Source organism: Mucilaginibacter myungsuensis (assembly GCF_015222005.1).
In the GTDB taxonomy this organism is placed as follows: Bacteria; Bacteroidota; Bacteroidia; order Sphingobacteriales; family Sphingobacteriaceae; genus Mucilaginibacter; species Mucilaginibacter myungsuensis.
In genome coordinates, this window is sequence record NZ_JADFFL010000011.1 from 51,133 (window position 1) to 63,728 (window position 12,596).

Annotated in this window: 11 protein-coding genes; 5 read left to right on the plus strand and 6 right to left on the minus strand. The window is 43.9% G+C overall.

The window, feature by feature from the left end:
• Window positions 1–51: 51 nt before the first annotated feature.
• From IRJ16_RS20770 to IRJ16_RS20780, 3 genes are all read left to right on the plus strand, one after another.
• The gene (locus IRJ16_RS20770; protein WP_194113696.1) at window positions 52–1,107 is read left to right on the plus strand and encodes a mandelate racemase/muconate lactonizing enzyme family protein; all 1,056 of its coding nucleotides are present in this window, start codon (window positions 52–54) and stop codon (window positions 1,105–1,107) included.
• Between the two features lie 7 nt (window positions 1,108–1,114).
• A complete protein-coding gene (locus IRJ16_RS20775; RefSeq protein ID WP_228080383.1) occupies window positions 1,115–3,358 on the plus strand; it encodes an alpha-L-rhamnosidase-related protein in 2,244 nt (747 codons plus the stop codon).
• Between the two features lie 83 nt (window positions 3,359–3,441).
• The gene (locus tag IRJ16_RS20780; RefSeq protein ID WP_194113578.1) at window positions 3,442–3,954 is read left to right on the plus strand and encodes a DinB family protein; all 513 of its coding nucleotides are present in this window, start codon (window positions 3,442–3,444) and stop codon (window positions 3,952–3,954) included.
• A gap of 78 nt (window positions 3,955–4,032) precedes the next feature.
• Here IRJ16_RS20780 and IRJ16_RS20785 read toward each other — a convergent pair whose 3' ends face one another.
• From IRJ16_RS20785 to IRJ16_RS20795, 4 genes are all read right to left on the minus strand, one after another.
• Window positions 4,033–4,356, minus strand: a complete 324-nt coding sequence (locus IRJ16_RS20785) for a hypothetical protein (RefSeq protein WP_194113579.1) — start codon at window positions 4,354–4,356, stop codon at window positions 4,033–4,035.
• A gap of 1 nt (window position 4,357) precedes the next feature.
• Complete coding sequence (locus IRJ16_RS23075; protein ID WP_262893682.1) at window positions 4,358–4,492, minus strand: hypothetical protein; 135 nt, start codon at window positions 4,490–4,492, stop codon at window positions 4,358–4,360.
• Between the two features lie 281 nt (window positions 4,493–4,773).
• Window positions 4,774–5,205, minus strand: a complete 432-nt coding sequence (locus tag IRJ16_RS20790; protein ID WP_194113580.1) for a hypothetical protein — start codon at window positions 5,203–5,205, stop codon at window positions 4,774–4,776.
• Window positions 5,206–5,336: 131 nt separating this feature from the next.
• The gene (locus IRJ16_RS20795; protein WP_194113581.1) at window positions 5,337–6,707 is read right to left on the minus strand and encodes a dipeptidase; all 1,371 of its coding nucleotides are present in this window, start codon (window positions 6,705–6,707) and stop codon (window positions 5,337–5,339) included.
• Window positions 6,708–7,002: 295 nt separating this feature from the next.
• Here IRJ16_RS20795 and IRJ16_RS20800 point away from each other — a divergent pair, with 295 nt between their 5' ends.
• Together IRJ16_RS20800 and IRJ16_RS20805 are read left to right on the plus strand one after the other, a co-directional pair.
• Window positions 7,003–7,968: an SGNH/GDSL hydrolase family protein gene (locus IRJ16_RS20800; protein WP_194113582.1), complete on the plus strand. Its 966-nt coding sequence runs from the start codon at window positions 7,003–7,005 to the stop codon at window positions 7,966–7,968.
• Between the two features lie 161 nt (window positions 7,969–8,129).
• Window positions 8,130–9,560: a tetratricopeptide repeat protein gene (locus tag IRJ16_RS20805; protein WP_194113583.1), complete on the plus strand. Its 1,431-nt coding sequence runs from the start codon at window positions 8,130–8,132 to the stop codon at window positions 9,558–9,560.
• Between the two features lie 89 nt (window positions 9,561–9,649).
• Here the strand turns inward: IRJ16_RS20805 and IRJ16_RS20810 are convergent, their stop codons facing one another.
• Both IRJ16_RS20810 and IRJ16_RS20815 read right to left on the minus strand, forming a co-directional pair.
• Complete coding sequence (locus IRJ16_RS20810; RefSeq protein ID WP_194113584.1) at window positions 9,650–10,018, minus strand: helix-turn-helix domain-containing protein; 369 nt, start codon at window positions 10,016–10,018, stop codon at window positions 9,650–9,652.
• 207 nt (window positions 10,019–10,225) lie between these two features.
• Window positions 10,226–12,505, minus strand: a complete 2,280-nt coding sequence (locus tag IRJ16_RS20815) for an ATP-dependent helicase (protein ID WP_194113585.1) — start codon at window positions 12,503–12,505, stop codon at window positions 10,226–10,228.
• Window positions 12,506–12,596: the final 91 nt, after the last annotated feature.

The window sequence follows — 12,596 nt, forward strand, 5'->3', positions numbered from 1 at the left end:
GCCAAACAACTCATCATCACCGGGATAGACATCTACCGTTTCAGCATCCCCATGGAGCCGTTCACCATCGCTACGGGCACTATGGACCATGCGCAAAATACCTTTATACGCGTACATACCGATGCCGGTTTTTACGGCGTAGGCGAATGCTCGGCCTTCCCCATGATCGTAGGCGAAACCCAGGATACCTGCCTGGTGATGGCCAAAGAGTTTGCCAAATTATGGAAAGGACAGGATGCTTTAGATATCGAGGCACGCCTTAGCCAACTCCACAGTTTTACCGCAGGCAACACCACTATCAAAAGTGCTTTTGATATGGCTTTGTACGATATTGCGGCCAAACACGCCGGGCAACCGCTTTGGAAATATCTTGGCGGTAAACCAAAAGTAGTAGAGACCGACATCACAGTAGGTATTGCAAGCCCTGAAGTGATGGCTGAGCGTGCCCTGAAATTCCACGAGCAGGGAGCCAATTATCTGAAAGTAAAACTGGGTAAGGGTGCTAAGGAAGATGTAGAACGTATCCGCAGGATACGCGCTGCGGTAGGTCAGGATATGCTGATCCGCATTGATGCTAACCAAGGCTGGAGTTTTGAGGACGCCGTTTACGCCCTGCAAGCCTTGGGTGAATACAATATCGAATTTTGTGAACAACCTATGCGCACCTGGTTCGATGACCGGCTGCCCGAGTTGATGTTGCTATCGCCGGTAAAGATCATGGCCGACGAAAGCGTTTATAACTACTACGACGCGCTAAAACAGTTAAAGACCGGATCTTGCCATTATATCAATATCAAAATGTCCAAATCGGGCGGGATACACGAGGCTAAAAAGATCCATGATGCCGCCGCTCAATACGGTGTCCCATGTATGATGGGAGGGATGCTGGAGAGCCGTATTGCCTTAAGCGCCAAACTACATTTTGTTTACTTCAGCCCAAATATCCGTTTTTATGATATGGACACCTGCATGTTGGGCCACCTGCAAGACCCATGCGTGGGCGGCGTTAACTACGACGGCTTCTTCCTGAAAATGCCTGATGCTATTGGTATAGGTGCCGATGCCGACGACGATTTTTTAGAACATTGCGAATATTTTAAAGGCTAACCCTACCATGCATAAGATCTTATCACTCACCGTTGCTTGTTTCTTCAGTGCATCGGCACTGGCTCAAACTAATAGTTTATCGACGCCATCGGGCTTAATGACCGACCTGATGGCGCAGCCGAATTATCAATCCATCAATGGATATGCTACACAGTCGTCGCCTGCTAACTTGGCCGATAGAACGATCAGGTCAGTACTGATCGGTAATCGAAACCCGGGATTTAGTTGGGAGATGAATAGCAACAGCAATAATGTGTTTCAGACGGCTTACCAAATCTTGGTGGCGGACAACTTAAAGGACCTAACCACTGACAAGGGTAACGTTTGGGATAGCGGCAAGATATCAAGCGCATCATCAAGCGGGGCGAGATATAAGGGTACTGCCTTAAAACCATCCACCGCTTATTATTGGAAGGTGCGCGAATGGGACAATAAAAGCCAAGTAAGCCCTTACTCCAAACCACAAACTTTTTATACCGATACTGTTTTAGCTGATCACAAGTCGGCCTATTATCCGCAACAGGTTACGGAGGAAAAGCCGGTTAAATTTGGTAAAGTTGCCGACGTTTATCGCGTCGACTTTGGTAAGGATGCATTCGGTCAGTTGAAATTGCGATTGTATTCAGATAAGGAAACTGATACCATTAGATTACGGATATGCGAGATTGTTGACGCTAATGGCAATATAGATCGCAGACCACCCGGGACGATACGTTACGCACAATATTTGCTGCCATTAAATAAAGGCTGGCATCATTACAAGATAAAGCTGAAAAAGAATGAAATAAACACCCGCCCGCTGGCTATTAAAATGCCGGAAGATATAGGCGAGGTAACTCCTTTCAGATATGCTGAGGTTGAGGGTTACAATCACCCGCTAAAGGCTGATGATATTACGCGGTTATTCGTTCATTATCCATTTAATGATGATGTGGCAAAATTTCACTGTTCGGACAGTACCTTGAACGCGATATGGGAGTTATGTAAGTATTCGATGAAAGCGACATCTTACCTGGGCACTTATGTAGATGGCGACCGCGAGCGCCTGGCTTATGAGGCTGATGCTTACATTAACCAGTTAAGTCATTACGCTGTCGATAAGGAATTTTCCATCGCAAGGAAAACGTACGAGCATTTGATCAATACACCAACCTGGCCGACGGAGTGGATATTGCAATCGGTACTGATCGGTTGGAATGACTACTTGTACACAGGTGACATCAGTTCTGCCAAATATTTCTATCAAGATCTGAAAGCCAAAAGCTTGACCGCTTTGGAGGACTCGACCGGACTGATCAGCACCAAAAATGGCAAGATGACGAAAGAACTGCTCAAGTCGGTACATCACGATGGCGATCTGCGGGATATCGTGGACTGGCCGCATGGGTCAGAAACGGATGGCTTTGTTTTTACAAAATACAATTCGGTCGTCAACGCGTTCTACTATCGTGCATTGGTGTTGATGAACAGATTTGCAAAGGATATGGGTAACGCGTCGGACGAGGCTTATTATCTTAAAAAGGCCACGAGCGTTAAAAAAGCCTATCAAAAGATGTTCTTTAACGGTAAGACCGGAATCTACGTTGATGGCGATGGTACCGACCATTCATCGTTGCACACCAATATGTTCGCGATGGCTTTAGGCTTGGTCGATCAAAAGTATCAGCCAAAGGTTTTAGAATTTATCAAGTCCCGCGGAATGAAGGCAAGCGTTTACGGTGCGCAATTTTTATTGGATGCGGTTTATGATGCCGGTGATGCTGACTATGGTCTAAGCTTGCTAACGTCTAAAAGTGACCGTGGGTGGTACAATATGATTAAAGTGGGTAGTTCCATTACCTTAGAGGCCTGGGACAATAAATACAAGCCCAACCAGGATTGGAACCATGCCTGGGGAGCAGCGGCCGGCAACATCATATCGCGCAAGCTAATGGGTATAGAGCCATTGACGCCGGGCTGGGATACCTTCAGCATCAAGCCACAGACCGGTAGTTTGGATAACGCCAGTATAGACGTGCCGACGATTAAAGGTACGATCAAAGTAGCATGCCAGCGCGACGGGGTATCTTTTGTGATGAATGTAAATATCCCCGCTAACACAACAGCTCAGGTTTATTTGCCGCTTAAAAAGACGGGCAAATATCAGGTTTGGATGGATGATAAAAAGGTGAAAGGTAAAGTTGTAGGCCAAACCATCTTATTGGATAAAGTAGGTTCGGGCGAGCATTGCTTTACCATAACTTATTTATGATCAAGTTGCCGTAGGTATCAGCGGAAACCATTCGGCGTGGGGTTTGTTGTTTGTTCATCAGTCACTTATAAAATGTAATTACTATGAACGACATAATTTTTGCCGAAAACCTGGCACTCGAATTAAGCTCTGAAGCACCGTCGACCATCAAATGCCTGGAGCATATACAACCCGAACATTTTGGTTTTAAACCGCACGAGCGCTCCATGGAAATGGGCTATTTGGCTATGCTGGTTGGTGATATCCCTAATTGGATATATTATATCATCGAAAAGGGTGAGGTCAATTTCGCGACCTACGAACATGTAGAATCGAAGGATGGTGCAGCAATGGTAGAGCGATTTGAAAGTAATATCGAGGCCGCCAAGAAAAGCCTGGCATCGGTAACCGAAGGTTCGCTCGACGAACCATTTTATCTTAAAAAGGGAGATGAGGAATTACTTAAGTCCACCAAGCGCGAACAGTTAGAGAGCGTGATCAACCATATGGTACACCACCGCGGGCAATTGACCGTTTACATGCGCATGAATGACATACCTGTACCCGCAACCTATGGACCGTCGGCCGATGATAGGAGCTACGGGTTCAAATCGTAGGTATCGCTCTATTAGTCTAAATAAAATGGGCCATCTAAACTTGTAGGTGGCCCATTACTATTATTTAAGATTACAATGTCAGTGCCTTGCACGCTTAGGGTTAAATGCTACCAGGTATTGTTGCTCGTCGGTATTACGTTTAGCAACCTCTTGGTTATTTGGTATGTTAGATGCACTTTGGCTTAAACCACCTTTTACTAAGCCAAATATCTCAGCCGAAGCTTCAGGCTTAACTTTGATAGAGATGGTTGGATGGAAACGTTTTTCGATGGTCGTTTTCTCTTCTTGGGTCGCAACATTCAGTTCCCAACCTTCGTCTGTTTTAAAGCCGAACTCTTTTGCTGTATTGTTCAGGTCGTATACATATATACGGGCCTGCATTTGTGTGTCTTGCGCGGCCATCTTATTTCTTTTTAATTGGAGCGTTGTCTACAGATGATGTACGCGTTTTGCCCGCCTGATAATCTGATGGTGCGCCTTTGCCAACCGGATTAGGTAATTTCTTTGCTTCTTTTTTGCCGCCTTTGTCTTTACTCATAATATGAAGTTTTTAATAGTTAATAAGAAATGGAATTGTGAAATAGAGGGGGAAGTAGAAAGTGCAGAGCACAATGATGTTGCCTTTGTCATAGTTTGTTTTGTTGTTAGTATAGCAAATGCTTAAATACTGCCGCAACAAAAAGGCAATGCCTAAGTAAATAGGAATGTGGTGGGTGTTATGGAATTGCTTAAAGGTAAGCAATTAAATGCAGCAATGCCTGCCTGCCAAAAATAAATAATGGACGGGCAGGCATTAGTGAGAAATAACAGAAAGGAAATTTATTCGAACACAACCTCTTCTGGTCCCGACGTCTTGGCTACGTGGCAAGCGCATCCGCCTGCTATCTTGAAGGTCGCTGTTTTGGTAACGTTGGTAGCAGGATCGGTTGCTGACACCAAGATCTCGTCGCCGGCATCCGACAATTCTTTTAAATTATTGTCGCTCGCTACAATGTAATAGCCAGGCATTTGGTCGGCATTAGGCATAATGCCGGTGTTCTTTAGTTGCTGACCGGTCCGTTTATTTACCGCTTTGAAATTTTGGACGGCTAAACCCTGTCCGCTCTTTACGAATTTTACGCCGACACTTCTAAATTCCATCGTGCAAGCCTTGGGCGCACACGGGGTGCTGTTATCTGGGTCTGTAGCTTTTTTCTCGCAGGCGGTTAGTGCTGTTACAATGATCAGTCCGGTTAATATCAATTTACGCATGGTTGTAAGTTTTTATAGGATTACGCCGGATAGCAACCTAATGCTACATCATCACCAAATTAATAAAAAAGGCGACAGTATTAACACTATCGCCCTTCAGCTGTTCCAAACTGATCACTGATCACTGATCACTATTTCGACAACTCCGCAAAATATTTATGGAACAATGGAATGGTCTCAATGCCTTTGTAATAATTGTAAATGTCATACTTCTCATTAGGAGAGTGCAATGCATCGCTATCCAAACCGAAGCCCATCAATACGGTCTTAATTCCTAATTCAGCTTCGAATAAAGCTACGATAGGGATACTGCCACCGCCTCGGGTAGGAATAGGCTCTTTGCCAAACGATTCGGCAATGGCTTTTTGAGCGGCTTTATAAGCAATGCTATCAGTAGGGGTAACCACCGGTTCGCCACCATGGTGCGGGGTAACGGTGACCTTTACGTACGACGGGGCTATCTTTTTAAAATGATCGGTAAAAAGCTGAGTGACCTTTTCTGATGTTTGGTTAGGCACCAAACGCATAGATATTTTGGCGTTAGCTTTGGATGGCAACACGGTTTTAGCACCCTCGCCAATGTAACCACCCCAGATGCCGTTCACCTCTAAGGTTGGGCGTGTGCCTGTACGCTCGAAAGTAGAGTAGCCTGTTTCGCCCCAAACTTCGTCGATACCAAGGTCCTTCTTAAATTCATCTTCGCTGTATGGCGCCGAGTTCAGTGATGTTTTTTCGGCATCGGTCAGTTCGATCACATCATCATAAAAACCCGGGATAGTGATATGATTGTTATCATCGTGCATGGATGCGATCATCTTGGCAAGTATGGTGGCCGGGTTAGCTACCGCGCCCCCATAAACGCCTGAATGCAGATCGCGGTTAGGGCCAACAACTTCAACCTCCAAATATGATAAGCCGCGCAGGCCGGTCTCTAACGACGGGTTTTCCATGCTGATCATAGATGTGTCGGATATCAATACCACATCGGCTTTTAAACGTTCTTTATTAGCTTTAACGTAGATGCCAAGGTTGTTAGAGCCTACCTCCTCCTCACCTTCGATCATAAACTTGATATTGCATGGCAAGGTGTTGGTATTAACCATCAATTCAAACGCTTTAACGTGCATGTAAAATTGGCCCTTGTCGTCGCACGCACCGCGGGCGTATATCTTGCCATCACGCACAGTCGGCTCAAAAGGTGGGGTGTGCCAAAGTTCAAGTGGATCAGCAGGCTGTACATCGTAGTGGCCATAAACCAATACGGTAGGCAGGGCTGGATCAATGATCTTTTCGCCATAAACGATAGGGTAACCCGCTGTAGGGCAAACCTCAACGTTGTCCGCACCGCAATCACGCAATTTTTGCGCTACGTAATCGGCAGTTTTAAGCACATCGTCCTTGTATTTAGGGTCGGCACTCACGGATGGAAAGCGTAACAGATCGAACAATTCTTCGAGCATGCGGTCTTTGTTGGCCTGTATATAATTTTTAATGTGTTGCATAATGAGATCGTTTGTGGACAAATATAACAGATGCGGGAATGAGAAAAGCCGGTGTGTAAATTTTTCCTTTTAATTCCCCAGTTGCTTATTGATGATAAGGCTTAAAATGAACGGCTTTGTAACGCTTTAGCCCTAACGATCGTCTAAAGCATGTTACTTATTGGATAATATACCGGTGGTATAACATTTGCCTTATGGTTTAAACCGGCTATATGTAATATTCAACTTTCTGTTGATAGATAGATAATAATCGGCGGCAATATTTGTATATTTGAAAAGCACTATTGGTTAAACATTGAAAACATTAAATAAAAGGCATCTGAGGATACTATACTCCGCGCTCTTTTTATTATCTGTTACCATATCGGCCCTTGCACAGACGCCGACCTGTAGTTCTGCCGCCAAATTTTACAGTAAGGACAGTATCAATATTACCACCTTTGGGGCCAGCACGGTTGCCGGTGTTGGAAGTTTCGCTTTTCAGCCGGATCTTAAACAAAACTTTCAGAATTGCTACAATGGCAAGGTCATTGACGTGACCAACAACGGTATCCCCGGCGAAACCACCACGCAGGGACTTATACGATTTGTTAAGGCGATAGAGAACCGCACCGGTTTTTTAGTGATCATTATGGGCGCGAATGATGCCCAGGCTATCGCTAATCGTAAGATGCGCTTGTTCGACACCGAACGGAACATGCGTTATTATATAGAGGAATCGTTAAAACGTAAATTGACACCAATAGTTGGCACTATTCAGTTTTACAACGATCAAAACAATCAATTCCTTAAAAACTGCAACTTAATAGTAAAGCAAATAAACGCGCTTTATAAAAGATTGGCTGAGGAGTATCATGTTTACCTTGCTGATCTTAACGGCTCATTAGGTAGGGATTTTAGCTTGTATCAGGACTTGGTGCACCCCAATGCTAAAGGTTACAAGCTGATAAGTTTTGTATTGTTCGATGCGATAAATGAGGCCATCGAAGAAAAATTCCTGTTGATCGGTATTCGTCAAAATTACCCCAACCCGGTTAGGGATGTTACAAAGATCGGCTATAGCTTGTCGCAAGCGGGTAAAGTGCTGATCAAACTCTATGATATCCTCGGCGTGCCAGTAAAATCTCTAGAGGATGAATACCAGGGAGCGGGCAATCACGAACTTACTGTCAATTTAGGCGACCTTAATGCCGGGATGTATATATATGTAATGAAGGTGGGCGGACAGCAAATAAGTAAAAAGCTGCTGGTAGTAAAATGATGTCTGTCGGGGATGTGTTGTTTGTATGTTGTTGTTTTATAGTTTGTTATTTAAATTTGTTTGTTTGTGATACCTGCAAATTATTTAAAGATAAGTTGTTGTTTTTTTTGTCAATAGCCCTTATCTTCATCACCGATTCAAACTAAATTATTCGCTATCAGATGAAACTTTTCTACTCAGTTCTTCTTAGTGTATCATTGCTATTATGGTTTGAGCGTTCTTATGCCTATCAAACAAATAAAAATGCCGATTCTGTTGAGGTTGTAATGTTAAATAAGCAGGCTTTAGCAAATCTGCGCACCGATACGGCGCAAGCTTTTACGCTGGCCAATAAAGCTGCGGGCGCGGCCGGTCGGTCTGAATATTTTGTTGGCTTAGGTGAATCTTATCGGATACTAGGGATCTTGTATAGTTTGAAACCAGATCATAAGTATGCTTTTGAATATTTCTCTAAGGCTCTAAAGCTCTTCGGAAAACGGGGATACAACATAGGTGTTGCTAAAGTTAAAAACGATCTTGGAACGTTGTATAAGGCTAATGACCCTAAAGAAGCTTTAACCTATTTCTCCGAAGCGTTACCAATTGCGCAAAAAGCAGGCGATAGTGTACTCATTGCTACCATAAATGTAAGTATCGCTGATGTAAATTTCCATCAAAAGCGGTTTGCTGCAGCTTACCAAATCTACAAAGCTTCGCTTGGGATATTTAGCAGAGCCGGAGAGGAGCAGGAAGAGATCAGTTGCGCCATAAAAGCAGGTGCCTGCGGTACTATATTAGGAAAGTATCAGGAGGCACAAAGCTTGTTGACCGATGCTGATACAAAAGCACGTGAGTTAAATAACGCCGCGCTATTAGCCGAGGCATCGTTGGCTTTAGCAGATCTTTACACTGCTCAAGAAAAATTTGATCTGGCAAACAAATACTTGGGCGAAGCCGGCCGGATAAATGGCGGAAGTAAACTGCGTACCGATCTGTTATACACCGCTTACAAACTGGAGTTTAAAAAAGGAAACTTTAAAAAAGCGGCTGAGATATTAAATAACCTGCATTTAGAAGACATTGAAGAAACCAAGACAAAAACATTAGAACAGATAAACCTGGTGCAGAAAAAAGGCGAACAGGATGCTGAACTGGATGCCGCCAAAGCACTTTTGTCTCAAAATAAATATAGCTTTAACCTTTTTGCAGGCGCTGCAGTGTTGGCCTTGCTTGCCATATCATTGGTGATGTTGCTTATCCTGAATGTTAAGCGGAAAGCCGAGACCAACAAAAAACTCTCCGAACTTAACGCCGAGGTATCGCGCCAAAAAGATAACCTGAACCGGATCAATCATCATCTGGAGGAGATCATAGACGAGCGTACTAAAGATCTGCAGATCAAGAATAAAAAACTTTCAGAATACTCGTCTTACCTGTCGCACCAAATACGTGGACCTATTGCTACGCTTAAAGGTTTGATGAACCTGGAGAAAGAAGGTTTGGTAGATAAAAAAGAGTGTATAAATATGATGAACAAGTGTGTATCCGAAATAGATGATAAGATCATTGATATGAGCGATATGCTGCACGATCCGGATAGGGCAGGGTTTTGATATTGTCTGTAACTTGGTAGAAACAGGAAAAGCTTGATGAATATTCATCAAGCTTTTTTTATGGATAAACCAGCGGGGTATCGAAATGCTTATACTAAGGCCGAATTGCGTTGGCGCAATTCTTCGTATAAGCCAATAACTTTGCGTTGTAATTCAACTATTTCTTCTTCGCATTCTTCTAATTTTTTACGGGCATCCGTCAGGTCAGAAGATGTGTATTCGGTGTGTTCGTCATCAAAAGATAACAGCGCTACCAAACTCATCTCAAAAATGTCGGCGATCTGCTGTAGCCTTGAAAGGTTAATGTCTGTGATCCCTGTTTCTATCTTCGAGAAGGCCGGTATAGATATACCAAGTTTATTTGCAACATCCTCCTGACTCCAATTATTTTGATGCCTAACTGCACGGATGTTTTTGCCTGCGGTTTGGTTAGATCGGGTTTTAAAGTTCTGGTTCATCAATATCAATAGTTTATATTATCAGATATAAACTATATCCAAAGGCTGTGCCATAAACGTAAGATGGCTTTATTGCCTGAAAATGTGAGTTTTGTAGTGAAAGTTAAAATTAGTGGGGAATTACGTCCCCACTAATTGGGTAATTCGGTGTGGAATTTTAACTAATAATACCCGTAATGAGATAATTATTACATGCGGGTAAAACTTTTAACCCACAATACGTAGTTTGGCAAATTTTAAAAGCAGTTGCTTGTTGCCTATTTCTTTAAAAAATATCGTTGCCTTAATATCGGGCTTGTTGCCTTCTAATTGCAATACCTTACCAAAGCCGAAACGTTCGTGCTCTACTTCCATACCTGTCTGTAAATTAGATGTATCAGAAGGTGCGAACCCTGGTGTTGGTATGTGAGCTTTGGCTAACATCGATGTTGTTTTAGGCGGTGTCGATGGTTTGGACGTTGGAGCTTGTGGCTTAGAGAAAGTATCTTTACGCGCCCATTGTTGGCGCTCATTCTCAAAGAAAGAACTTGCAGCTGGTTTGGCCGAGTAGTCCAGTTCTAAATACTTAGCATCTATCTCATCTAAAAAGCGACTCGGCTCGCAATTGATCAGCGTACCGAATTTAAAACGTGATGTGGCATAACTGATATTCAGTTTGGTTTTCGCCCGCGTTACAGCCACGTAGAATAAACGGCGTTCTTCCTCAAGGTCGCTGCGCGAATTCAACGACATCTGCGACGGGAACAGGTTCTCTTCCAACCCCACCACATATACGTTAGGGAACTCCAAGCCTTTGGATGAGTGTATCGTCATTAAGGATACGGTCTCGGCGTTCGGGTTCTTGTCGTTGTCGTCGTTGGTCAGTAAAGCGATGTCCTGCATAAACACGTCCAAACCCTTTTCTTCAATATCTTCGCGCTCGCTGAACTCTTTAATACCGTTCAATAATTCCTGGATATTCTCGTAACGGTTCAAGCCTTCTACCGATTTGTCATCGTATAGGTCTTTTAACAAACCCGAGTGTTGCGCGATATGCAAAGCGGCATCATAGGCGGTCATATTTTTGGTGACCACCTGAAAGCTTTGTATCAGTGTACCGAAGGTTGCGACCGGACCGGCACTGCGACCATCCAGGTACATCTGAGCACTTGTGATGATCTCCCATTGCGTCAACTTATGCTGATCTGCGCTGATAATGATCTTGTCGATCGTAGTATCGCCGATAGCTCGTTTTGGATAGTTGATCACCCTTTTCATCGCCACCTCATCGTTAGGATTAAATGTCAGGCGGAAATAAGCGATCAGATCCTTGATCTCTTTACGCTGATAGAAGGACAATCCACCATAGATCTTATAGGGTGTGCCCATCTTACGCAGGGCCTCTTCCATCGCACGCGATTGCGCGTTGGTTCGGTATAGGATAGCGAAGTCGCTCCATTTAAGGCCGTTGGTACTGCGGTCTTGCATGATCGCCTCGGCTACCATTTTGCCTTCTTCGTTATCGCTGAAGGCACGCATCACTTTTATTCTGTCGCCAACCTCGTTCTGGCTGAAAACGTTCTTCTTCAGTTGCTCCTTATTGTTGGATATAATACTGTTAGAGATATTTACGATGTTCTGTGTACTGCGGTAGTTTTGCTCCAGCTTAAAGATCTTGGCATCAGGGTAATCCTTCTCAAAATTGAGGATGTTTTGGATATTGGCCCCACGGAACGCATAGATACTCTGCGCATCATCACCAACTACACAAATATTCTCAGTAACAGCGGCCAATTTCTTCACAATTAGGTACTGCGAAAAGTTAGTATCCTGATACTCATCCACCATTAGGTACTTGAATTTGTGCTGATACTTGTTCAGCACATCCGGATAGCGTTTTAGTAACTCATTTGTCTTGAAAAGCAAGTCGTCAAAGTCCATCGCACCTGCTTTAAAACAGCGGGTAGCGTAGGTCTCGTAGATCTTGGCCATCATTGGGCGACGGCTTTCATTATCGTCAGCCAAGATCTGCTCATTTTTGGCATACTCCATCCAGCTGATCAGATTGTTTTTGGCCGATGAGATGCGACTTAACACATGGTTTACGCTATACAACTTATCGTCCAGATTCATTTCTTTCAAGATGGCACGCAGTACGCTTTTGCTATCATCTGTATCGTAAATGGTGAAGTTGCTTGGGTAGCCTAATTTTTCGGCTTCTACCCGTAATATCTTGGCAAACACCGAGTGGAAAGTACCCATCCAAATATTCCTGGCCTCGGTGCCAACCACGTGGGTGATACGCTCACGCATCTCTTTGGCGGCTTTATTAGTAAAGGTCAATACCAATATATTAAAAGCGTCGACACCGCTGCGGATCAGGTGTGCCACACGGTAAGTGATCACACGCGTTTTACCCGATCCAGCACCTGCAATGATCATCACCGGGCCTTTAATTTGTAAAACAGCTCCTCTTTGTTCGGGGTTAAGTCCCTCTAAATAATCCAAATCTCGTCCTCTTTTCTTAGTGACTGCGAAATTACTTCATTGAGGCGAAAGGTAAAAGGATAAAGGCGAAAGGTTTTGAACACATCGGCCT

Coding starts and splice junctions, on each gene's coding strand:
- IRJ16_RS20770 (WP_194113696.1), top strand. CDS start 52: ATGGAGCCGTTCACCATCGCTACGGGCACTATGGACCATGCGCAAAAT.
- IRJ16_RS20775 (WP_228080383.1), top strand. CDS start 1,115: ATGCATAAGATCTTATCACTCACCGTTGCTTGTTTCTTCAGTGCATCG.
- IRJ16_RS20780 (WP_194113578.1), top strand. CDS start 3,442: ATGAACGACATAATTTTTGCCGAAAACCTGGCACTCGAATTAAGCTCT.
- IRJ16_RS20785 (WP_194113579.1), bottom strand. CDS start 4,356: ATGGCCGCGCAAGACACACAAATGCAGGCCCGTATATATGTATACGAC.
- IRJ16_RS23075 (WP_262893682.1), bottom strand. CDS start 4,492: ATGAGTAAAGACAAAGGCGGCAAAAAAGAAGCAAAGAAATTACCTAAT.
- IRJ16_RS20790 (WP_194113580.1), bottom strand. CDS start 5,205: ATGCGTAAATTGATATTAACCGGACTGATCATTGTAACAGCACTAACC.
- IRJ16_RS20795 (WP_194113581.1), bottom strand. CDS start 6,707: ATGCAACACATTAAAAATTATATACAGGCCAACAAAGACCGCATGCTC.
- IRJ16_RS20805 (WP_194113583.1), top strand. CDS start 8,130: ATGAAACTTTTCTACTCAGTTCTTCTTAGTGTATCATTGCTATTATGG.
- IRJ16_RS20810 (WP_194113584.1), bottom strand. CDS start 10,018: ATGAACCAGAACTTTAAAACCCGATCTAACCAAACCGCAGGCAAAAAC.